The following is a 24,873-nucleotide window of genomic DNA, read 5'->3' on the forward strand; positions in this document are numbered from 1 at the left end:
ATCCGCCTCTTCTGTTATCTGAAAAAATTAAATAAGATTTTACTGTGCAAGCCTTCTTGCAATCAGTACATAACCCGTTTTGCGTTTGGATTCCTCACCACTTTTATGAGCCGTCACAGTATAAAAATAAGTCTGATCTAAACAACCGTCAGCATTCCAATCGTTTTTATAATTATCATTCTCATATACAATCTTGCCATACCGGTTATATATCTGAACTTCTATACGATCATAGTATCCCGTACCAATAACTTCAAATTCATCATTTTTACCATCCCCGTTTGGCGTAAAGACATTCGGCACAAAGAATCCATAGGTCATGATATCTACTGAGGCAATATTTGTCCAATTGCCATTAGCATCCAATACCTGATATCCGAACTGATCTTTTCCTGTAAAATTCAATTGCGGAGTATAGGATACTTTTCCGTTATTCACGACTACTTTACCATATTGTGGTAATGAAACAATCTGTATAGTCATAGGATCCAAAGGAGCATATTCCTCCGGTTTATCATTCTTAAGTACAGGAATGATCATAGTCGTGTTGTAGCGCACATTGACGGTATCAGGTATGGCGACCGGAACTGTTTTTGCAACCTCAATATTTACTTTTCCGGGATAAGATTCTAATTTGTTTCCATCACTAAAAACATAGTAAAACTCATCCGAACCAAAATAATTATGCTGTGGAATATAGCTTATGGTACCATCTTTTTCGATGCTGAGCGTACCATATTCAGGAGCTTTAGTAATTCTGACTGAACTGACATTAATAAGTGTACGTTCGGTAATATCATTTTTCAGAACTTCCATTTGTAATTTCCGGTTCTGCTTTACTGTATAGGAATCTGCCACTGCCACAGGTCTCTTTGCTATAGTAATTTCTGTAGCCGTGTCATTATCATATTCCGTACCTGAGACATCTTTTACGGTACGCCCTTTCTTACTTTCTTTTGCAGTCAACAGCGCTGAATTACTCACTTTTCCTTTGTCAAAATCTGTATCAAGCAACTGATACCGTACGACGTACTTCACTGAATCGCTTGCAGCCAGAGCACCAGAAGAAATAGAAGTAGCTGTTGTAAACAACATCGGATCTTCCAGGTACAGATCATAGATCGTAAATCCGCTTTTATTCCACACTGTAAACGTATACTCCAGCTGATCTCCCTCAATAAATAATCCTCCGGTTCCTGAACCCCGGTTAGTAATTCGTTTGCGTAAATACACTTCCGGAATACGGTCTATGAGTGTCACGGTCGGTTCATCATTATCAACAGCAGAACCGGATATATCCTTTACATCAAATCCTCTTGGATTTTTCCCTCTAACATTGGCCGAATTGGTAATCAATCCTTTATCAAAATCTTGTTGTGTGATCGTGTATGAAAGTGTAACACTGCTCTTCCCTTGTGCTGCCAGTACAGCCGGTGTCATCATAATCTCAGCAGATCTGATAAGCGGATCCAGCACTTTAATATCTTTGACAGGTACATAGCCGACATTCTCCACTTGAAGTGTGTATTGTATCGTTTCGCCGGCCTGCATGTAGGAATCTTTATTTTCATCCGTGAAAACGGCTGTTTTCAGCAGCGCCAGTTTTCCCCTTTCGTTTAACGGCTCTAATAAAAATACCTGACTGTTGATCTTTATATTATTACAGGTTCCACCCTTGCCGTTATTGGCACACTCTTCTTCTGCTGTGTTCGGCAGGAGCTTTAAAATATCTGTTGAAGTTGCATCAGGGTCTGTCATATCCGGTTTACGCATAATGGTAGCTTTAGCCGGAACATATCCATAGGTCGCATCCGGAACAACATCTGCCCGTACAGTAAACGAAAGAACGACTTCTTCCTGATCCGCTAAGGTGAGATAGGCTGCATAGCGGTTATTATTAGTCAGTGCTCCGGATATAGTACCCGCCCCGGAAACCGGATTTACCTGCTGTATGATCACTCCCTCCGGCAAAGTAAAATGAAACGGAGCTTTATCAACTGCAGAAGGACCATTATTTCTCACAGTCACTATATACGTAAAACTCTCTCCCAATTCTACCTGACTGCTGCTCGTTTCTACAGATACAACTTCCAGATCGGCTACTTTTACGGTTATATTCTGAGTTTTGATTTCAGCAATATTCAGTGCATAAGCCCAGGTATCCATAGCTTTCTCATTTCCAAAGCTGAAATTACCATAATTCTGATTATTATTTCTGTTAACTGTCGCATTCGAATATGTCCCCCAGCGATGTCCGTTGATACGGCTGCTAATGCCTTCCAGATTTACTCTCGGATCACTGTTTTCCGAAGGCAGTCCTTCACTGACATTACTGTCGTCCCAATACACAATATCAGATTCGACCGTATGCAAATCCTCAGAAAGCAATTCCAGAATAATTCCCTGCGGATTGATTTCCATATCGATATAAGGAAAATGCACTTCTCCGCCCAGTAATTCGACTTTGATTTTTACCGGATATTTATCTCCGGCAGGAACGAGATTCCCACTCAGATCACGTCCGTTCCAATAGGCATTATTTACTCCTTCCTTCGCCAGATATATAAATTGAGCATCCGGAAAGGAATGGCTGTTGTCAAGACTTGAAATTGTAATTTTATAATTGCCGGCCAGATTTGTCTTGAATTGCACCCAGGCCCCTTTGCTGCTTACGTGATCTGCATTTCCTTCGACTCCCGTCACATTTATATCATTTACCTGAGCAGTTATACGATGACGGATCAGCCATGTTTTTTTACCCGGAACAGCTCCTGCTGCTTCTGCTGGCATACTCATATCCGGTAATGTATACATCATCTTATGCGTGACATTACCATTAGCATCTGCAGCCCGGGGATCGATTACATCGGAAGAACCGGCAGCTGGCACATAGTTAAGACTCTTATACACGGATTGTCCATTTGCACCTGGAAATCCTTTATTATTGACAAATGAGGTAAAGGCTATCCCATTACTACCATTTCCATCTACCCTGTACACGTATCCATCATTAGTCATGACATAATTTTTGCCATAAAATGCACCATCAGCATTTGAAAGTCTTCCACTATTAATATAGAGATTGAGAACATTGGTATATACTCTTCCCGGTAGCCAGGCCGTGTTTGCAACATTTCTTACAGATACATCCCAGGCTGCGATATACATACCATCGAACTGTATCCAGTCCTCGTTAGCGCCTAAAGCAGGAAGAAGGGTATTTACATCCGCATCATTATTTTCTCCTAAAGGTGAAAAGAACTCTACTTTCCACACACCTTCTTCATCTACAGCCACTTTATAAGGTGTATAGCCGACATCAGGCCCATCCAGTTCTGCTCTGCGTGTTCCCTGCCCCTTATCCATAATCTTGCCTATATTGTTTGCGGCAGAAGTATAGACTTTACCGGATGGGCTGGTTATACGAATACGTCCGTCAAATGCATTTTGAGCACTTGAAGCTGCTGCGATAGTCTCTCCGATACGGACATACACAAAATGAGCCCCTAGCGTTGGAAAAGGAAAGCTCGCTGTACCCTGTCCGCTTTCACCTTTGGACATCATAAAAGCCCGGTTACCCTGTACTCCTTCAGGATACAAATCTTTAGAACCATCAGCAAAAGCAGAGGCTATAAAGCTCAGGAATACCAATAGAAAGCAAGCCCTCCACCTTACTCTATTCATGTTTACTTTAGGTTAACGAAGTATATGATAATCAAATGTTAACGTAAATATACCAGTTATTTTAAATAGTACAACGGTAATTACAAAAACAATAGGAAATATAACAGATAATGCATTATAATACCTAAGCTTCATTAATTATGTAGATTAAGCTCTACATCAAAGCACTAATAATAAAAAAGTTCCGGAGATCATCCGGAACTTTTTTATTGTATATATAGACTACAGGATTATTGGACATCTCTGGATTTAATGACTCTGACTTTAGTTCCAGAGGCATCTCCTTCCATCAGATACCAGGTATTCGTATAGGGATTGAACATAATACCCAGTACACCGTTAAAACTAGCTGAGGCTGCAGGCCCGTTAACACGTCCTGATGCAGTTCCGGCAATTTCTTTTAATACGGCTGTTCCTACCGGCTGATTGACATCTGTTTTATAAAGCCTGAATGTACTCGGACTGTAGATAAACAGATCGCCATTTGGAGCAATGTCCATTCCCCGGGAACGGTATCCGCTTCCTACAGCATTAGTGGTATAAAATTTATAGCTTTTTGTAGCAATATCGATTACTCCAAACCTACTTGAATTGCCGGATACAAATAGTTTCTTACCATCAGGTGACAGTTCAAGTGCGTTTCCTAGCTGATTGAACCTGGCAACACCACCAATACCTTCCACATCTCCACTTTGTGCTGTTGCACTTCCGGCAAGTAATTCTACACGATTAGTAGCCAGATCGATTCTTCGTATTCTGTTGCCTATCCATTCCGAGACATACAATATATTATTATTCTTATCGATTGCCAGCCCTGAAGGTCTGTTAAACGAAGCTGCAGCACCTATTCCATCAGCATTACCGGTACTGGCCTGCCCCGCTATAGTACTTACGGTTCCGTTACCGGAAGCATCGAATGTAATTTTACGGATACGGTTTCCTCCTGTCGCATTGTTATCGGTAAAATACAAATCTCCCTTGTTGTCCACTACCACACCCCATGCTCCGTTTGTCTTCGCATCTGCCAGACTGCCGTCAACATAGCCGGCTCCGCCTGAACCGATCAACACAGAAGCTGTACCGAATCTGTCAATTTTAACAATCTTATTTCCACTGGTCACGGCTCCATCGGTGATGTACGTATTTCCGCTGACAGGATCAAAAACAGCATCCTGCGGAAATCCAAAAGTTACAGACCCGGTATTGAGCTCAGAAACTTCCAGGTTGGTATAGACAGGTGTTGCATATTTTGGAGTTGCATTTTTAAACTCTAACTCCGTATGATTGTTAATGGTGTTTTCTGTGATTGGGAATATCTTTTCCCCAAATAGCGGGTATTCAGAAGGATTTACAGCGACAACACGCACAGCCCCACCCAGATATTCAGCATTAAACTGGATGACAACCGTTCCTTCATTGTCGAAAGTATAGTCTTTAGCATCTTCATAATTTCCATTTGCTTTTTTCAGTTGTATACGGATTTTAGCATCCTGATCTACTTTTAAAGAATAGAAATTTTTGCTGTTAAAATAGTAATTAAGAGCTCTCTTGGTATTAGCCAGATTTAAAGTCAACGGATCTTTTGTAACTATTCTTCCTTCCAGAGAATCCAGTGTATAAAGGTTTTCATTGGCTACGGATTTGACTTTATAATAAACAGGAAATGCTATATCCTTAAATTGTACGCGGCCATTCATATCCGTTACCAATGTATCAGCTGCTGAGTATGACTCAGTAGCACTTTCTTTGACAAATAGGGCTACCTTATAATTTGCATAAGGTGCTTTTGTATCCTTATCTGTGAGGGTAGTCGTTATAGCAGACAATCCGAACCGCGGATGACTTTTAAGGCCGATCGTATAATCCTTCTTCTCTTCCAGGACAACCTGTACTGTATCGGCGGCATATCTTCCTGTATCGCGAATCACAACCTGTACTTTATTCGGGTACGTGATCTCATATGAAAATCTACCCTCACTGTCTGTACTAACCGTATCAATAAATGTTTGGGTGCCATTTGCTCTGGTCTGACGCTGAAACAAGACTTTTACGCCCTTTAACGGATTATTATCTTCCGTATTGATCAGTTGCCCCACAATCCTTCCACGATCTACATCAGCAGACTGATTCCATAAATCATTCTTTTTACAGGCAGCGAGACTCAGACCTGTAAAAAGTATCATCCATATATATATTCTTCTCTTCATATTAGGTTAATAATAGTGTCGTTATTTATAAACAAGACCAATCCCCGGATTAATTACTTGATAAACTCTGTTTCATACTTTTGCAACCATGGAGTTCCTTCCAGATTCCAGGAAGCCACGATTGGTATCTTCAGCCAGTACAGAATATTACTCATCAGATCTTTATCATAAGTAAGGTATATATTCGGGTTTTCTTCTGTACTGCAAGACCAGGATTGTGCAAGATTCCATGCGAAAGGTGATCCCGGAAACAAAAAGTCAGTTTTCCCGGAATCGTCTTTTCTGTTTTTAAGTACACTTCCAGATCCTTCACCCATCGGCCAGTATCCGACCAATTGATTCCAATACGTGTCTGTAGCATCCAGCTCCTGCTTACATGCGAAATCCTTGATATACTGATCCGGAAGATTTACATTATAATATGCAAGATTATTCACAAGGTTGCTGGAGGCACCATATGCCACTCCACTTTTACCTGGCCCAACGAAAAAGTCACCCGTACCGGTAATGTTTTTACCTGTCACATCTACAGCTGCTCCCGGTTCACCATCCTGATACACCCGACCATATCTTTTACCATTTTCAGTATACACTTTAATGGCTATGGTATGCCACTGTCCGATTACAAATGTTTTCGGAGAATAGACAAAATACAAGGTACCGTCTCCCAGTATGGCTCTGAATTTATTCTCTGAGGAAGCTATCATCAGATGCCAGCCTCTGGTCGCACTGTAAGCATGTGTTGTCTTACCCACAATAACCGAATTGGTTCCGGATTTTGTGATTACTTTAACCTTACACATGATGGTATAATCACCTGTATTCCCTACATTGAACTGACCTGCATTTGCATTAAGTATTGTAGGATTGAAGGCATTAATAGCATTTACAGTTAATGAGTTTTTAAGATCCGGTATTTCGAATTCTTTACCCACAATATTCGGAGAATAATAGATAACAGGCACTTTGCGTTCTTCCAGAGATGCACCACCATAGGTATTACCGCTACCTCCATGATTAGAGGTGATAATCACCAGCCAGTCTTCCTTTGCATAATCTTTACGCTTTTTTAGACCTGTCAGGATCTCACCAATGTATCCGTCAGCTACAGTTACCGCATCTTTATACATAGCACTTGACATTGAAAAGGAACTCTTTACACCCGCTTCATTTACACCTCTGAAGTTGACAACTGCCACACCCAGATCCGTCTCGTTACGACCAAGTTTGGACAGAATACTATCCTTTGCTGCTGCGTCCGAACTGACCAATACATTCCCATCAGCTAATCCAAAGAGATTCTTTGAAATTAAAGCATTTGGAGTTACAGCATAAGATTTCATTGTTTTGCCTGATTCCAGTATACGCTGAAAAAACGTAACGAAACCTGTTCCGCTCTGCGGGTTGTTTGTACCATGCGGATCATCTTCATCAAATTCCTCATCAAAATCATCCCCTTCGATACCATGCTTATTATGTCCTACTCCACTCACGATAGTCGTCCAGGTAGAAGCATCACCGGTATTGGCATCCGCCAGTGCATTGAAGGAATATTTACTGTTCGGCAATAAAGCCTTAATATTTGTCGGAACGTCCTTTTTCAGTTCAATACCGGACAATCCGTCAACAACGATCATCAAGACTTTTCTTTCTTTCACGAACGGTGTGACGACTTCCTTCTCAAATACCAAAGGAGGATCAAAATACTTCTTACAAGATGTCAGACCTGCTACCAAAAGCATCAACATCAACAGGAATTTTGTTATTCTATTACTTTTCATAATTATCCCCTTTCTTATCTATTGTTGTAAAATCCTAACTCAGCTATCACCGGAAAGTCTGTGGTAACATACAAGTCAGACTTATTGACTGTAAGTCTTGCATACTTGAATGTTTCAGCGGTCTGACCACTATTGAAATACACATATTGCGTTGGGAGATCACGTGTAACAGTGTAGGTTCCCAATGAACGCCATGATACATTATCATCACTCACTTCCAGTTTGAAATTTTTGACATGATTCGTGGAATTTGCAACCTGACGCTGCGTAAAACTGATACCACTTGCACTGATTGCATTAGCTCCTGTCTGTAAATTAATCACCCACGGACCGTTAGCAACAAAGCTGTTAGCTGGTGTACAGGTGGTATTCCAGCACGCGTTCCAGAAGGTGGTCAGATTGCCGTCTATTGTATTCTTAGGCTCATATGTAGTATTATAGTTGGTGGCAGTAGCTGTCCATCCGGTTTTTGCAACCTCAATAACATCATAATAAGGTTCTTCGCCCCCGCTTCTGGTTACTGGATTAAAAAGCCAGAATTTCTTGTTCAGTAACGGAAGTCCCAATTGAAACTTAACGTAATTACGGGAAACATCACTTACTTTTATGCCCCATCCTATCCATAAGAAAGGTTCCATATCCACTTTTGTATATTCACACAATGCTTCATAGAAGAAGTCAATCTTTGATTGATCATTCGCCGATTCAAATCTGGCATTACGTGCACGGGTATAGAGATAAGTCATAAACTCGTATCCGTATTTTTCGAAAATCTGTGCATACATAATCAACTTGGCGTCATTATGATTTTTAGATAATGTCGGCATATTAGCCCATATCTTGCGGTTAGCATCTGCAGCATCTTTGGGAACATAATTAATCCATTCCAGCCCTGTAGGCCATACTTCGGCTATTTTGGTATGCTGACGGCCGTTTATCATGGCTACTTTAAAGCTGAATAAGTTGTTTGTCACCTCTCCATTGCCGTCAAAGCTCCAGACCCTGCCCTGTTGCATATTATGTCCAAGTTCATGATATGTTCCCCAGTTTTGCGTACGAACCGAATTTACAGTCACAGCCTGACCAAAGTACTGATCATTGGCTCCTGCACGTACCGGATATCCAGATACCTGCGCTACTCCCGGCTCAAACAACACATCATGTACGATACGCCACTTATTGAATGGTGCACGATGCTTGACATCAGGATTTCCCTCAGTCATACCTGTCCAGTCCCAATAGGCTTCTTTGATCATCTTATCCCAAAGTTCCATCAACTCTGTAGGACTGTTGATCGGAAATCTTTTGAGACGCTCTGTCTGCAGTGTAAATACGATCCGGTTACCTTCCAGTTCAAACCATGGAACTGAAGATTTATTAACAAGGTCTTTCCATTGCTGATCGGTCATTTTGCCTAATTTGAAACTTGGCGCAAGTGTTGTTCCGGAGAAAAGAAGATCTACAACTCTGCCCAAAGGACGCTCAGGAATAATATATACAAGTCCACCGTATAGATTACGTATATAGTTTTTGCCCGGGAAAAGATCCTTGCTCACTACAATTTTTTCATCTCTTCGCGGAAACTCGATTTTCGTACTTCCTGTATACACGTGCGGACCGACCTGCGCTTTAAGACCGTATACACCCTGGGGTACATCGATCACAATCAATTCGCCCGCAGGAGCAAACATACTTGTACTCTGCCATGCTCCGGGAGCTACACTGATCCGCAGATCGGAAGGAGATACTTCTACATAATTCAGATCGATACTGACCTTATAGTTTTCTAATCTTGGTTCTGTGGTTGCGACCACACCTGGAAACAGTCTGGCTTGTGTTATTTTAGAATAATCGATCTTAAACCGATTGGTATCGATATTCACATTTACTGTATCTTCATATTCACCGGAAGAATATCCGTTTTCAAAATTATAACCGTAGTCTTTAGAACATGAAGCTAAAGAAGCCAGTATATATAAGAATGAAAAACCGTAAAATAATTGCTTTTTCATCGTTCAATAATTATTTGTTTGAAAATATTGGAGACCAACTCTGTGCATCCAGATCGAACTGCGACACTTCTAATATCCCTAACCAGCTATACATCATCAAAGGTGCATCTACTGTACGGATAACATATCTTTCCAGATTATCCGGAACGGTAGGACATAAATTACCGGCACGTTCTGAAAAACTGTTCCACACAAAAGATCCGTTGAGTACAAAATTTCTCTTGTATGGGCTTAGGTCTTTAATCTGTGTACCTTCGTCATTGGCTGGCCAATATCCGATCAGATTAGCATAATAGCTATCTTTTTGAGGCGTAGAAAGTGTAGTACATGCATTTGCAGCAATATAATTATCCGGTAATGCAGCATTATATATCCGGACATCTGCTATAGAATGAACAAATCCTGAATTGTCGCCATAAGACCCTTTTTGATATCCTAACTGTAATGGCATATCCGGAGAAGAAAGGTTACGTGCAGCAAAATTGGTAAGTGTCTGCTTCAATACGCCGTCTCTGAATAACTTGACGACACGATTGGTACCGTCTTTATAGATCTTGGCTGTCAACGTGTACCAGGTATCCAATTCAAACGGGGCACTATCAAATGCATAATTGGAAGATGAACTGCTGTTCGATATAAATCGCCATCCATTACCTCCGTTATAGGTAATACTCCAACCCACCGGAAAATTCTGTGCACTGTTCATCTTTCCTACGATAACACCATTTAATGCACTTCCGGTCTTCCCTCCTTTGCCATTCATCTCATGTACTTTGAGTTTTATCTGCACGGTGTAATTACCGGCATCTGCACCTGTTCCCAGATCATAAAGTTTAGCATCGGCCGGAGCTATGGCTGCAAAACCCGAATTACCTGTGTAGCGAACCGCAGAAGAGCTCCAGGCCGGATCTGTTGTTTCAATACGCTCCACCAGTTTGTAAGCAAACTGATTATTATACATCAGTACAAAATTATTGCGATCGGTTTTCGAAAACACACTTCCGTCATCCAGCCCCGGTTTCAGGGTATAAGATCCGCCGTTATTCGATGCGACGATGACTAACCATTTTTCATCTTTATAATTCGGTCTTGACTTGATCGTTTTCATCAGCTCGCCTAATCGCTGATCAAACTGATGCAATGCCTGTAGATAACGCTCCGAATCAGGACCGTATCCATAAGCATCTCCGGCAGCTTTTACATCTTTAAAAGTGGCCACCACCAGACCTGCATCTGCATGATTCAGTTCTGTCTGAGCTCCTGTCAGTACTTCTGTATCACTATTGACTTTTAGATTCTGATCGACATCTGCCGGATTCACAATCCCTTCTACAGTGTTGTTACTTGTCACAAGAGCTGTACGCAATTTAGTATATTGCTTAATCCGCGTAAAAAGACTTGGATATTTTGCAAGATTATTACCTGAAAGATTGGTACTGGTTACTTTATGTTTATCTTTTTCGACACCAGTCAACAGATCTGCATATGTTGTTCCGTCATTTGGAGAAGCTGCACTGACCGAGTTCCAGCTAAACATGGCATTAAAAGTCATCCCAGACAAATTGGGCATCACCCCATAGTCTGTAGCCTGATTACCGACCACTGAACCTACCGCTCCTTCTACAATAATATAGGCCATCCGAAACTGAGATCCCTTTATATTAAGGTTAGGCTCATCATCGCCAAATTGAATTTTATTTTCAAAATCCTTATTACAGGATAGCAGTCCCCATATAGCTGTAGTCAACAGCAGCAGTTGACGGCTATATTTCCTGATCGAAATTGTATTGCTATTTTTCATTTCTAAATCTCTTTAATACTCCTGTTAATCAACAATCGTCATACGTACAATATTTCCGACATTAAGCTGTCCGTTGAAAGAACTGATACTTCCCACCAGCGTGATCGTTCGCTGCCCCAGAGAATTGGTTCCTTCCAAAGAATCATAGATACTGCCAACCAGCTTACCCGTATTATTGTAATCAGCAGCAAGCGTACCGTCAGGATTAAGGATCAGCAGACCTTCCCGGATCACATCATTGTATTTTGTAAATGTTCCCGAAACAAGGATCAATCCATTCGAAAGTTGCGTGACATAGTTTGGTTTACCACCTGCAAAGCCATAGCTTTTGAAAGAAGGATCAACACTTCCGTCAACATTCAACACTGCAATACCATTTGACGGTACGCCATTGAACGTATTGAAGCTCCCTACCACGATATATTTATTAGTAGTAGCTGAATAGAATATCTTCATAATCCTGTCATCGGCTCCTGAACCGGCAGAAAAACTCGGATCATAATTACCATTGACATCCAGCCTGACAATCCTGCCTGCACTTTGAGTGGCATTGAAATTGGTAAAAGACCCTACCAATACCAGTTTGCCGTCTTTCTGCAGGTAACCATCATTAATATTACCATTAACCCCTGCCAGTCCCTTAATCGGAAGCGTAGTTTTATTCATGTAATAATTAGAATCCAGCACACCATTCATATCCATACGCACAACTTGCTTTGTAGAAAAGTAATCTGTCAGAATATTATCAAATGTGGAACGTGTATAATAATTGTTTGCATAAGACTGGAAATTGCCGATAGCCGTTACTTTATTATTCTGAACAAAAGTCTTCACAACAGAAAGGTCTGTTCCTCCATTAAATGTCGGAGCAATAAGATTGCTCTTTTTCGGATCAGATGTCAGATTCAGAATAGGCACACTTGCAACATCTAATGCTCCGGTATTTGTGATACGTGTAATATTTCTCACCAGATTGATGGTATCAAAATTGGTGAACGCACCCGAGATCAACAGAGAGCCGTTAGTCAGTTCATTGATTGACAGTATGGATCCTTTCACCCCTTCACCGAATTTCATGCCTTTTACAAAATCCCCTGAATTCGACAACCGTGCTATACCACCAATTTTGGTAGAAGAAGAAAAACCATTATAATCTGTAAAGTTTCCGCCGATATAAATCTGTCCGTTACTGAGCTGCTTAATTGAAAAAATGGGTCCGATTGTACCGGTACCGGACCTGAAGGTCAGGTCAAGACCTGCCTTCCCTATAATCGGCAGCAATGGTCCTGCAAAAATCTGCCCGTTTACAACTACCCGGACTCCGCCTGTACTGGCGTTAACCGGAACGGTAGAAGTCACGGAAGTATCTGTAATATTGACAATACGAGCCGGAATATTATTCATAAACAACTGAATATCTTCAGGTTTATATTTCAGCAAACCATCTATTTTAAAGGTTACATCTGTGCCGGGTCTGGCTTGTGAAGGTGAGGGCAATGCCTCTCTGAATCCGATACCCAAAGGTTCTGCCCCACCGGCATAAGGATCTGGTCCATATGTTATTTTGTCCGTACAGGAGGCCAGCAGCGCTACCGCGAACAAGATAATAAAGGAGTAAACTGTATAATTCTTTTTCATATCAGATCTTATTTATAATCAATACCATATTCGATCGCCAGATTGGCAAACCGGTTATATAAAAACCCAAATACATGTCTGTTGTAATTCAATACATGAACTCTTCCGTTAGTTGGCTGAATATTAGAAGAAGCTACAAAAGTATTGACCCAGGAGGATGTTGGTCTGGAATAATCCGGCACATACGAAAGTAAAATTTGTCTTGGCCCGGCATATTTGATCACAACACCGTTGTTATTGAGATCATGGTAGACCGCACCTACATTGATCGGCTGAGTTTCATTATACGTTTCGAAAATCTGCCCGCTGAAAGCATACAATGCAGTAGTATCTACCTGACGAAAATCATTTAATCCAAAATCACCCTTGATCATATATTCAGATAAGATAGATTTCCAGACCGCCGGCTTTACTTCCTGATAACTCTTGATCGTATCCTGTCCGCCTAAATAAAGAACCACATTCAGGTAGTTCAGTGCCTTGCGGATCGTTGGATCGGGAGGAGCGAAAAAGGTCAGCCTGTCATTTTTAAAATTATCTTCCATTCCGGCATAGCGGATGATTTGCGTCAGCGTATCAAATGGATCCTGTGGTTTTTGACCTTTTGAATCCAGATATTGCATCATATTTCCATTGAACTTAGGATCATGTACCCCCGAATCCGAAAAATAATCGTCTTTATTACAAGATGCTAATACAAGCAGTGCGGTTAGTATGTATAGTAAATTTTTCATATCTCTTTCTCTTATTTCCAGTATTCATTTAGTGTCATAAAAGGATTGTTTTCCAATGCTTTAGGATCGATAGGCCAGGTCCAGGCTTCCTGCAGATATGCCGAGTAAGCCATCGGATGCCACGAATAAGCGGCGTCATATAGTTTGCCTGTGCGTACCAGATCATAATAGTAATGTCCCTCTCCCATTAATTCTTTACATCTCTCCCAGTAAATAGCATCCTGCAGTTTGTTGTCATAATTATTGGCTTCCGGATAAAGACCGGCTTTAGCACGTGAACGAATCAGGTTAAGCAGCATAGTAGCCTTATCGTCGTTACCGCCCATTGCAGCCAGCGCCTCTGCCTGTAACAGGATTGCGTCTGCATAGCGAAACATCACCTGATAGTTACCAATAGACTGTGCTGTATTACCAGATCCCAGGGCTAAATTGAAGAATTTGAAAAAGGTAAAATTACCATTGCCGGAAAACATAAAATTATTTCCCTGTTTATCTGTAAACCAACTTTGTATCCTTCCGTCTGATTCTCCTTCAGGATATAAAGTCTTCATATATGAAGATTCGTATGCCAGTTCACTCTTGTCAGTAGTCGTTGCATTCAGAATGAAATAAGGTGCATGAAGTACATGTGCGAAATAGGTTTTACGAAGACTTCCGTAGGATTCACCATAATTTACGTTATTCGGAATTTCAAATAACCCTTCTTTGGAGCGACCATTGAAAATCTCAGCCACGCGTTCGATTGGCAGCAATTCATATGCTCCATTATTCTCCAGTCTCAACTCATCACCCAGACGGTCTACCTGAGCATAATATTGATTCGCATTAGGTTTATCAAACCAGGCTAACCACATATTCAGATGCATCATCAACGTCAATGCGGATCCTTTCATAGCTCTTACCCCGCGATTGGCCGGATCGTCGTATGTCCATGGAAGATCGTCTTTTACTTTTTCCAGATCTTCAATACATTTTCTGGCTACTTCTCTGTGATCCATACGTGGCAGGGGATCCTGATTGTATGCATCCGTATAGTAAGGTACATTTCCGAACAATCTGAGCAATACGAAATAAGACATACTGCGCATAAAAACAGCTTCAGCCTGATATTTACGGACTTGTGCAGGTGTAAAAGAAGGGTCATTTTCCGCTACTTTGGGTACTAAGGTGTACAGGATATTAGCGGATTGAATCACTTTATAAACCGGTTTCCAGTCTGCAATCTTATCCCACTCTACATTATACGTCCAGAAGCGTTCAGCATCGGTACCTGGTGTAGGGCGGATTGTACTCACCAGTTCTTTAATACTTCCTCTGGAAATGATACGGATATCATTTCTGTTCGGAAATGTTTCCGTTTTCAGAACAGGAGCATTGCGCAGATCACCCATCAGTACCAGAGGACGGTCTATTCCCACTCCTACACGAAACAGACGGTATACCTCTCTCGTAAACGTCTCCGCATCATTCTGATCTTTCCAGAAATTATTTCCGGAAAGACTGTCGATCGGTTCGACGTTGAGGAATTTTTTACATCCCAAAAAGCTTATTGTTACCGCTACGATAACTATATATTTAGCAATTCTTTTCCCTTTCATCTTTGACAAATTTTTCATCTTAAAACTGTACATTTAATCCCAGCGTATATGTTCTTTTATTCGGGTAACCATCTGTTCTGTCATAGCCCATATCCGTTACGTTCTCCGGATTAGGACCTGAATAATTACTAAAAGTGTATACGTTATTTGCTGTTCCGTAAACCCGGAGAGAGGATATTTTATAACGTTGTGTTTTTTCTCTCGGGAACGTATAAGACAGTGTCACACTGTTGATCTTCCAGTAAGAACCGTCCTCCATAAATAAAGTCTGATTGGCACGAAACGGAGTGATAATCCCCTGACGTGTAAACCCATACGGATTCGGATACGCACTTATATCGCCGTTATTAAGCCAGAAATTGTATTTGTCAAGAGGCAGTAAAGTTGATTTTTCAATACCATTGGTACCTCCCATCAATGGGTTACCGTAAGAGTTCATCTGATTAGCCAGAGCTTCATTAATGATATCACGCTTCAAAGTAAAAGAGGTATTAATAGACAAACTGATTCCTTTATACTGTGCGAATGTGGACAAACCTCCGATGACCTTTGGTTGTGAATTTCCGACCGTCACCAGATCATTCTCATCCAGAATATAGTCACCGTTAAGATCAGTCCAGTACGGATCTCCGGCCTGGAAATAATAAACAGCTCCGTCTTTGATCATTTTGTAAGGTTCACCCGTAGCAGGATTGACCGGTACCGCAGCATCTGTAGCAAATGTTCCACGGTAATCAAACAATACATGCGACATCGTATTACGACCCAGGCGGTAAAGCGTATGAAGTTTATTATTAGCATCATATTTCAGGTATTCACGGCTGTTATCAGGCAGACGGGTCAATACTTCATTATTGATTGCTCCATTCAGACTAATACTCCAGTTCACTTTACTTTGATTTGATAAAGGTCTGAACATGAATGTGAATTCATATCCGTAGTTTACAAAGCTGACTTCATTCGATTGTAAAGATGTAAAACCATTATGATCGGCCAGATTTCTGGACCATAACTGATCGTCTACCTGTTTGTAATAGAACTCCTGGATCGTTGTGATTCTGTTTTTCAGGAATCCCGCTTCTATCGCCAAACTTGAAGAGGTAGTGGTAGAAGGAACTAATTTACTATTAGGCATCTGATTCCAGTTGAAACCGATAGTAGGATTATTATTGAAAGCTCCTGTAAAAATATATCTTCCGTTTGCATCAAATACAGTTCCCGTAGGTGTAATATTCTTACCCCACCCTCCTCTGAATGAAAAATAATCTAACCACTTGTCTGTAAAAACATCCATGAAAGGTTCCTTCGCCATATTCCAGCGAGCGGAAATCGATGGATTTTTGACCCATGGTACATCCGGACCTACAGAAGAAGATTTGTCCAGACGGTAGGTAAAGTCGATAATATACTTGGAATCATACTGATAACTGAATGCTCCTGCAAAACCCGCTGAGCGAACATCTGCCAGGTTATTCAGCACACCCCCCACAGCACTTCCGGCATCAAATCCAAAAGGCCCTTCCAGCTGATCGTTAGGGTACCCGGATTTCCGTTGCGCCTTAGCTTTGAAGCTGTTAAGATTCAACTCATTAAACACATAGGTATTGATGAGGTGTTTCTCTTCTGCACCAAAAGCTTTCAGATAAGATAACTGGAAGAGATTATACATCGAGTTGCGCTGCGCATCGTAGTTATAATTCTGAGAGATATTATTATTGGCAATGGCTGGCGTAAAATTATCCGTACGGTACGTGATATAGTTATAACTGAAAGAGTTCTTAGCTCTCATACCTTTGAAAACTTCATATTCCAGATCCACATTTGCTTTGACATCTGTTGTCCGGTTATCATTTCGTCCTTCCAGTGCAGATACCAACCCTCCTCCTACAATAGAAGAGCTAGGCGCAGGCAGTAATGAAGAAGCAGAAGAAGCCTTCGCCACACCCCCTTGTGTCACAGAGTTTCCACTTCCGGTCTGTTGTTCTCCGATATTACCGGACATATTTACAAAGAGTCTGAAACGATCAGATTGTCTGTACTCAGAGTTCATACTCAAAGTATAGCGACTGAATCCGGTATTCTGAATAATACCCTTTTCATTGTAATACTGACCGTTGATCTTATAATTGAAGTTTTCATCACCTCCCGAAGCATTCACATTATGCGTCTGGTTATAAGTAGGCTTGTAAAATACCTTCTGCCAGTTGGTCGAGTTATTGAAATACGGGTTCAGACTATCCGAAAGAATCTGATTATCATAGATTTTATCCCTTCCGGTATAATAATCCACGTCATTTTCCAAAACCTGATTGATACGGATCAGACGTTCATCCTTACCTCCTAATACAGATCTTAACTGTGGAGGAACACTGAAAAACTGGTTTGTTGTATATTGAATAATCGGAATCTTCGAGCGTCCTCTTTTGGTTGTAATACGGATAACACCATATGCACCTCTGGAACCGTACAGCGCTGTAGCAGCAGCATCTTTCAGAATATCCATCGATTCGATATCTTCTGGTGGAATCAACGAAATCGGACTGATACCAGTACCTCCGCTGTTGAATCCATACTGAAAATCAGTGTTATCATCTACAGGCACACCATCCACGATATAAAGCGGAGAAGTAGGTGTAAGAAACGCATCCGAACCTGTTCCTGTGGATGAAATACTATTCAGACCACGAATCAGTACGGACGCTCTGACTCCCGGTTGTCCGGTCGTCATCTGTACATTCATACCCGCGACCTTACCCTGAAGTAATTCTGTCACGTTGGAAACAGGATTATCCTGCAGATCTTTTCCGGATATAGTCACCGATGCACCGGTAAGTGTTTCACGTTTACGCTGCTGATAACCCTGGACCACCACTTCATCCAATTCATTCTCTTGCTTTTCCATATAAATAGTAAAGACAAAAGCTTTCTTTCCGGCAAGATTTTCAGTGACAGTTTTGAAACCTGTGCTGGTAAAAATCAAAATATCATCTACAGGCGCCTGAATTTTAAAAAGTCCCTTTCTATCCGTAGATCCCAGCGCACGCTTCAATTTGGTAGAACGTATAGTCACATCCCCCATCCCGATACGCGAACTCTGATCCTGGACAAATCCCGAAACTGATATTGTCTGTTGTCCATACACCAGCCCGGATAACATTAAAATCAAACTTAATAGTATAAATCTTTTCATAATTATATGCATGGCTGTTAATCGTTATCAAATAATGGAGCCTCATTGGAGAAATAATAAATCATTTCCCAATCTCCTTTTTCCAGTATAGTATAGTTCATCCCGATAATTGATATTTCACGCATACCCCCAAAGGCTGTTCTGTTATAACTGAACATACATTGTGCAAGGGCACCGTTGTTATACTTGGTCTTAATCGTCGGAACCAGAGGAATCGGGTAGGCGACATCATAGCGTACAGAAGATGAATCTGATGCAAATGTCATATTGAAACCATGTACCAAATCCTCCCACTTCGTTGTATTAAACCTGGAAAGCTTAATTGGTTTAAGATCCGGATCAAGAAATTTAAAGGTCAGTGAATTTCCTTCCCCTACTTTGTTAAACCAGACTTTGATATCCGAACCTGCCATCAATGTACGGGTAGAGTCACCTCTCACACCAATCATAAACATAGGAGATACAGAGCCGTTATCATTATAAGGCTCATAAGAGCGTTCCTTTTCAGGCATTAATTTCATATCTCTGAAAAAACGCTTTCCACCGTTGCTGCTTACCTCTACATCAAACAGGTAACCGGAGTCCGGAAATGTTTTCAGGATATTTGAATTAGCATAAGAATGCATAATAAAATTACCGGAGTGCTCTCCGATCTCCCATAGCGGACGCATTACCGTTTCGCGTTTAGCATTGATTTGCTCCAGAGATGTTTCCTCCCCTGTATAGCGATCTTTCCATACGGAGACCGGAAATAACTTTTGTAATTCCGGAGCAGCTTTACCTTCATGTGTACGTACAGCAGAAATCCGGAATGTAAGAGGCAGTGTAGTCTGTCCCGGATTAAAATTGCCCGAAAAATAAGTTGTTCTGCCCAGTACCGGCTTATATTCGGTACTCGTAAAATTCATATCCAGACTGAAAGCATCCAGATCTTCAGGAAAATTTTTCTTACATCCAATACATACAATAGCAGATAAAATAACTATTGCAATGGAATTGATATATATTCTTTTCATTTGATTACTTATTAAAACGTGTCAGGAATTCACCAAAACCAAACTCATGTCCGTTATTAAGGATATGTACCACTCCGTTTGAAGTTTTGATATTTACAGCTTGCGTTGTTGTACGTGTCCACTGGCTCTGAAAATTTGAACCTTTGGTATCACTGTAATACACCGTCACTAATCCACCTCCTACAAATCCTGAAGACTCTTGTTTAATACGTTGAGCATGCATATCCTGATTATACCGCGCATTGATAAAAAGCCCGTCTACAAAAAGCATAGAATCTGTCGTTACCAGATCTTCGGATATATACTTGCTGATCAGGGTATCCAATTGTACAGGATCCAGATCACGGATATATAACAAAGGTTTATTTTGTGTTTTCCTAACCAGATTAAGATTGGTGATAGCAGAATGAAAAGAAGAATTGGTTGGCGCAAAGACAGTTGTTGCCGTCGTTGCAATAGAATCTCTTAATGCCGGAAATTTATTCAGCACAGTCAATAAGGAATCATATACCTGAGGTTTAGACTGAAAATATTCAATCGTATTTCCTGTGAAGATATTCTCCTTATTTTCATAGTCATAATAACCATCAGTCTTGGCACAGCTCCATAAGGAGGCAGTGACAAGTAGCATAATGACGAATAGTATAGATTGTTGTTTCATAATTCAGGAGGTTATTTCCAATAAGGATTTTGTACTAATTCAGAATTATTTGATAAGACTTCGGATGCAACCGGCCAGAAAATTCCTTTTTGATCGATAAGGATATTGAAGGCTGCATCATTTCTTTTGATCTTTTTGTAGCGAACCAGATCGTACCATCTCCAGCCCTCGCCCAATAGTTCGCGACGACGTTCGGCAAAGATTTCATCTATGAGATCGGTAGCAGAAGAAGACTCCGAAAGACCACGGCTTTTTCTTATCTGATCCAGTATGTTTTTAGCAAGTTCACGTTGCCCCAATACAGCCAGGGCTTCTGCACGCAGCAAGGCAATCTCTTCCATACGTGTAAATACGATAGCCGAACTGAATAAGGGCAGCGAACCGTCTGTTCCGGAAACTCCTTCACGGATCACTTTGATTTTACTGAATATAGGTCTGACTCCACCGAAATCAGTAAAGTAAGTGGTCTGTACAGCACCAGCACTATTGATACTGAAACGTACATCTCCTGCTTCGTGGAAAATCTGAATAATCTGGTCTGCAGGTATATAAATATCAGCTACAGGTTTGGATACTAATGGAGCTGCCAGTGTGAGCTGTTCCAGATGACCTTCAAATGAAGCCTCGCTTGCCGTCCATGAAAAAGGAAGAGCCACCAATTGAGAAGAATTAGAGTTACTGAAAAATCCTTTTTCAGAACTCAGAAAAGAAGATTCTACATAAGCTGCACCAGCCTTATTTGCATTTTTCAACACATAATCTGCATATACCGAAGCTTCCAGATAATTGCCGCTCCAGGCAGCCACATGTGCCAGAATAGCATTAGCAGAAATCCTGTTAAATAAGACACCATTCCATTTTGTCTGATCGAATCCCATGTACTTTTCAGTAGGATAGATTTCATCGAATCGCGAACCATACTGAAATGGAAGAATTTCTGCAGCAGCTTTCAACTCTTTCTCTGCATACGCCAATACTTCTTTCTCTGTGGATTGTTTCACCTTTGGAAAACTACCTTCATAAGATTTGTCCCAGATCGGCACATCACCCCAGGTACGCGCCAGCAGGTAATAACAGAATCCTTTGATAACACGCATCTGTGCAACATCTATTCTATTATTCAAGGCTGTATACTGCTTATCGTTGTTAACGATCTCAGGAGATTTTTCTATAAACAGGTTCGCAGCGTTGATGACGGCATAAAATTTACGCCAGTTACTCAGTTTCTGAACTAAAGCATAAGATGAGTTCAGCTCACCGTTAATGATAACCTGCAGATCGCGTTTGCCTAATGAAGTAAAATCTCCATTTCTCAGTTCACCATACATCCACTGTGAATTGTTCTCCGCCAAAGCACTACGCAGCAAACCATACACACCCAGCATCGAACCGCGTGCATCATTAATATCTTTCCACTTATTCTCTTCATCAACAATATGTTGAGACTCGATATCCAGCATTTTATTACAGCTGACACTTACAACGGTCATCACTGCACCCATCATTAATGTGGTCAGAAAACGCTTTTTAGAATATTTAATTTTCATTTTTCTTAACATAACCCTATGATTACAAGTCCATTTTAACACCTAATATGAATGTCTTCGGAATCCGTAGACCCAAACCCGTGTCATATCCATAAAAATCTACTAACTCAGGATCTCTTCCCGTATACTTTGTAAGGGTCCACAGGTTGCTTCCGCTCACGTACACATAAAATTTTGAAAATCTATCCTTGCTGCGATTCATCAGTTTGGTCATATCATACCCCAAAGTGAGATTTCTCAGTTTCAGGAATGAACCGTCTTCCAGAAACATATCCTGCTCTGCCTGATAAGGCGATACCGGAGACCAGGGATTATATAGAGGATAGGCTTTATCATCAAAATTTTTCTCCCAGAATGTAATATCTCTTACCGCTCCGATAGCACTGGATTCATCCTGATTGGCAAAATCATAATAGCTCGCCGCCTGAGAATTGAGAATATCTTTTTTCAGATTGAAATAAAGCAAAGCACTGATATCAAAAGACTTATATTTGAATTGATTATAGAATCCTCCCGTGTACTTAGGAAAAATATTCCCCATTAACTGACGGTCCTTATTATTGATATCATAATCCCCGTTCACATCTACCCATCTTGGATCCCCGCCTTTCATATCGGTACCGTTATAAGTCAGGATTTTGTAAGTCGACGGATTCACCGGCACATCCAGGTCGTTGTTGAATATTCCTCTGTTCTGCAACAACCAAAAATGATCGATACGCTCACCTACAGCCAGTTTCCGGGTTCCGATTTCAATCTCCTGAAGACCGTTTGGTAAAGCTTTCAGCTTATTATTGTTATAAGAGATGTTAAAGGAACTGTTCCATGAGAAATCGTTTTTGGAAGGAAGATTAAAATTCAGCGTCAGGTCTACTCCTTTATTATTGACCACCATTCCGCTTTTTCGTTCGAACTGATATCCTGACTCCGCCACGATAGGCACATTAAAAATAGCGTCCTTATTATCTTTACTATAAAAATCAACTCTGGCCGTAAGCATGTTTTTCAGAAGAGAAACATCAAGACCCACGTTTAACATTTCCGTATATGACCATGGCAGATCGTAACCTACCCAACCCGACTGATACGGACGGCTCAATGTTCCTAATCCATTGTATGAAAATACGGCTTTATTGCCATCCCAGCCCAGTTCAGAGGCATACTGAGGTCCTGCCGCATCCCGGTCTGTGGTCGGAATATTTCCAAGCCGGCCATAGGAAGCCAGTACTTTGAAGTAATCGAAGAAATCAGATTTTATTACATGATTCAGATTATAATCCGCATTGACCGCATAAGATAAAAACCAACGTTCAGAAGGTTGTACGGCAGATGAACCGTCATTTCTGATCAATGCTGCAACATTCCATTCATCTTTGCGGGTATAGTTCAGTTTTCCGTAGAACGAAGCCAGTCTGTGCTGGATCTTATCTGAATAATAGTAAGGAATAAAACCGACAGACTTCAGATAATTAGCATACTGCGAATTTCCTTCCACGACGTTGACCTTAATAAAATCGTTTGGCCCTCTGTAGCCTTGTGCATAATTATATTTTTGTACATCAGCCTGATAGTTGAATCCTCCCGCAAAACTTAAACGATCTTTATCATTGACATCATAAAAGTAATTCAGCGTATTATCAAATACCATCCGTTCATTATAGCCGAAGTAATTGGAAACATAATTGTTGCCTGACATCAACGTTGAAGGCCAGAATACGTTTCTTGTATTCTCATTATAATCCATCATTAGCTTCGGAGAAAAACTAAGGTTCTTCAGAATAGCAAAATTCAGTGCGAAATAACCGATAATACTATTATTGAAATTCTCATCAATAGTTTTATCATACTCCTTCAGATATAAGCCATACATATCTTTATTCGGAGAGATAGGTGTACTCAGATCCGGCACATAGCGGGTCTCACCAAACCGTTCGATGATCGACTTATTACGATCGCGGTCCAGACGAGTAGCATGTATCATACTGGAGATAGTCAACCAGGGAAGAGGAACCATATTGATATAGAATGCGCCCTGATATCTTTTGAACTTTGCGGCATCAGCTGCTCCTGCATCTGAAGTATGTCCTGCAAAAAATCTGAAATTAGACCGGTTTCCTCCACCGACAAGACTACCATTGACCGAATAGATCGGAGATGTTTTATAATACAGATCTGTCCAGTTGGAAGGACCGTAATAATTGACATTGGAAGAATCACTCAGATAAGCAGGGTAAGAAGCCTGCTGCAGGATATCTGCATAGCGGTCATAAAATGGTTTTCGGAAATTCTTTTCAAATTCTCCGTTTATCGTAGATACATTCGACGGAGTCGCAAATCCGAAATGCCCGTTAACACTGATACGTCTCTCCCCTGCCGATGCATTTTTGGTAGTTATATAAATAACTCCGTTCGCTGCTCTTGGTCCGTAGATAGCCGCAGTACTGTAATCCTTCAATACATAAATAGATTCGATATTGTCCGGATCCAGTATAGTGTTAATATTGGTTGCAGCTCCGACAGGTTGTATAGTATAATTTTGGATATCATATACAATTGCAGGATCCTCCGTCAGCGGAATGCCATTCACAACAATCAGCGGCTTATTCTTATTGAAATCTGTCGCATGTAATACAGGCGTAGAAATACCTCTCACAGTTACTCCCTGTTTGATCGTCCCGGGTTCGCCGGAAGATTCCTGAATATACAGTCCCGAAATATTACCCTTCAGCATCTGTTGAACAGATACAAAAGGTCTCAATCTGGCAGCTTCCATACCGAGACTGTCCTTTCCAAGGTAAAGCTTGGTTGCACTCAGGTCATAAATGAGGACTGAGTCAACTTGCGTGGTATCAACCAGCCTTTTGGAAAAATTGGTTATCCCGAAACCAGTAACTCTCTTACTTGATGCCTTTGTTCCCGGAGAAGCTGAAACGATCCCCGTCAAACATCCACCAATAAGAGAAAAAACCGTAGCAACAACGTATAATTTTTTCATTTAACGGAT

General features: G+C 40.9%; 13 protein-coding genes. All 13 read right to left on the minus strand.

Going from position 1 to position 24,873, the window contains the following annotated elements:
• Positions 1–39: 39 nt before the first annotated feature.
• Positions 40–3,684 (minus strand): T9SS C-terminal target domain-containing protein, encoded by a 3,645-nt coding sequence (locus HMPREF0766_RS19755; protein WP_003001384.1) that lies wholly within the window; start codon positions 3,682–3,684, stop codon positions 40–42.
• Positions 3,685–3,914: 230 nt separating this feature from the next.
• Positions 3,915–5,891, minus strand: coding sequence for an NHL repeat-containing protein (locus HMPREF0766_RS19760; RefSeq protein WP_003001386.1), 1,977 nt, complete (start codon positions 5,889–5,891; stop codon positions 3,915–3,917).
• 53 nt (positions 5,892–5,944) lie between these two features.
• Positions 5,945–7,672, minus strand: coding sequence for a LamG-like jellyroll fold domain-containing protein (locus HMPREF0766_RS19765; RefSeq protein ID WP_003001388.1), 1,728 nt, complete (start codon positions 7,670–7,672; stop codon positions 5,945–5,947).
• A 14-nt stretch (positions 7,673–7,686) separates the two neighbouring features.
• Complete coding sequence (locus HMPREF0766_RS19770; protein WP_003001390.1) at positions 7,687–9,684, minus strand: M60 family metallopeptidase; 1,998 nt, start codon at positions 9,682–9,684, stop codon at positions 7,687–7,689.
• A gap of 10 nt (positions 9,685–9,694) precedes the next feature.
• Complete coding sequence (locus HMPREF0766_RS19775) at positions 9,695–11,485, minus strand: LamG-like jellyroll fold domain-containing protein (protein ID WP_003001392.1); 1,791 nt, start codon at positions 11,483–11,485, stop codon at positions 9,695–9,697.
• A gap of 24 nt (positions 11,486–11,509) precedes the next feature.
• The gene (locus tag HMPREF0766_RS19780; RefSeq protein WP_003001394.1) at positions 11,510–13,123 is read right to left on the minus strand and encodes a DUF5008 domain-containing protein; all 1,614 of its coding nucleotides are present in this window, start codon (positions 13,121–13,123) and stop codon (positions 11,510–11,512) included.
• Positions 13,124–13,131: 8 nt separating this feature from the next.
• Positions 13,132–13,857 (minus strand): fasciclin domain-containing protein, encoded by a 726-nt coding sequence (locus HMPREF0766_RS19785; protein WP_003001396.1) that lies wholly within the window; start codon positions 13,855–13,857, stop codon positions 13,132–13,134.
• A gap of 11 nt (positions 13,858–13,868) precedes the next feature.
• Positions 13,869–15,455, minus strand: a complete 1,587-nt coding sequence (locus HMPREF0766_RS19790) for a RagB/SusD family nutrient uptake outer membrane protein (protein WP_236590459.1) — start codon at positions 15,453–15,455, stop codon at positions 13,869–13,871.
• Positions 15,456–15,474: 19 nt separating this feature from the next.
• Positions 15,475–18,645 carry a SusC/RagA family TonB-linked outer membrane protein gene (locus tag HMPREF0766_RS19795; RefSeq protein ID WP_236590458.1) on the minus strand — a complete coding sequence of 1,057 codons (3,171 nt, stop codon included), beginning with the start codon at positions 18,643–18,645 and terminating at the stop codon, positions 15,475–15,477.
• A gap of 17 nt (positions 18,646–18,662) precedes the next feature.
• Positions 18,663–19,661, minus strand: a complete 999-nt coding sequence (locus tag HMPREF0766_RS19800) for a DUF5007 domain-containing protein (RefSeq protein ID WP_003001402.1) — start codon at positions 19,659–19,661, stop codon at positions 18,663–18,665.
• A 4-nt stretch (positions 19,662–19,665) separates the two neighbouring features.
• Positions 19,666–20,322 carry a fasciclin domain-containing protein gene (locus HMPREF0766_RS19805; protein WP_003001404.1) on the minus strand — a complete coding sequence of 219 codons (657 nt, stop codon included), beginning with the start codon at positions 20,320–20,322 and terminating at the stop codon, positions 19,666–19,668.
• An 11-nt stretch (positions 20,323–20,333) separates the two neighbouring features.
• On the minus strand, positions 20,334–21,869 hold the full coding sequence (locus tag HMPREF0766_RS19810) for a RagB/SusD family nutrient uptake outer membrane protein (RefSeq protein WP_236590457.1): 1,536 nt from the start codon (positions 21,867–21,869) through the stop codon (positions 20,334–20,336).
• Between the two features lie 22 nt (positions 21,870–21,891).
• Complete coding sequence (locus HMPREF0766_RS19815) at positions 21,892–24,864, minus strand: SusC/RagA family TonB-linked outer membrane protein (RefSeq protein WP_003001408.1); 2,973 nt, start codon at positions 24,862–24,864, stop codon at positions 21,892–21,894.
• Positions 24,865–24,873: the final 9 nt, after the last annotated feature.

The organism is Sphingobacterium spiritivorum ATCC 33861 (assembly GCF_000143765.1).
Taxonomy (GTDB): Bacteria; Bacteroidota; Bacteroidia; order Sphingobacteriales; family Sphingobacteriaceae; genus Sphingobacterium; species Sphingobacterium spiritivorum.

Excerpts from the sequence above, each read along its gene's own strand:
- HMPREF0766_RS19780 (WP_003001394.1), bottom strand. The coding sequence starts at position 13,123 with ATGAAAAAGAATTATACAGTTTACTCCTTTATTATCTTGTTCGCGGTA.
- HMPREF0766_RS19775 (WP_003001392.1), bottom strand. The coding sequence starts at position 11,485 with ATGAAAAATAGCAATACAATTTCGATCAGGAAATATAGCCGTCAACTG.
- HMPREF0766_RS19795 (WP_236590458.1), bottom strand. The coding sequence starts at position 18,645 with ATGAAAAGATTTATACTATTAAGTTTGATTTTAATGTTATCCGGGCTG.
- HMPREF0766_RS19815 (WP_003001408.1), bottom strand. The coding sequence starts at position 24,864 with ATGAAAAAATTATACGTTGTTGCTACGGTTTTTTCTCTTATTGGTGGA.
- HMPREF0766_RS19770 (WP_003001390.1), bottom strand. The coding sequence starts at position 9,684 with ATGAAAAAGCAATTATTTTACGGTTTTTCATTCTTATATATACTGGCT.
- HMPREF0766_RS19790 (WP_236590459.1), bottom strand. The coding sequence starts at position 15,455 with ATGAAAGGGAAAAGAATTGCTAAATATATAGTTATCGTAGCGGTAACA.
- HMPREF0766_RS19755 (WP_003001384.1), bottom strand. The coding sequence starts at position 3,684 with ATGAATAGAGTAAGGTGGAGGGCTTGCTTTCTATTGGTATTCCTGAGC.
- HMPREF0766_RS19800 (WP_003001402.1), bottom strand. The coding sequence starts at position 19,661 with ATGAAAAGAATATATATCAATTCCATTGCAATAGTTATTTTATCTGCT.
- HMPREF0766_RS19760 (WP_003001386.1), bottom strand. The coding sequence starts at position 5,891 with ATGAAGAGAAGAATATATATATGGATGATACTTTTTACAGGTCTGAGT.
- HMPREF0766_RS19785 (WP_003001396.1), bottom strand. The coding sequence starts at position 13,857 with ATGAAAAATTTACTATACATACTAACCGCACTGCTTGTATTAGCATCT.
- HMPREF0766_RS19765 (WP_003001388.1), bottom strand. The coding sequence starts at position 7,672 with ATGAAAAGTAATAGAATAACAAAATTCCTGTTGATGTTGATGCTTTTG.
- HMPREF0766_RS19805 (WP_003001404.1), bottom strand. The coding sequence starts at position 20,322 with ATGAAACAACAATCTATACTATTCGTCATTATGCTACTTGTCACTGCC.
- HMPREF0766_RS19810 (WP_236590457.1), bottom strand. The coding sequence starts at position 21,869 with ATGAAAATTAAATATTCTAAAAAGCGTTTTCTGACCACATTAATGATG.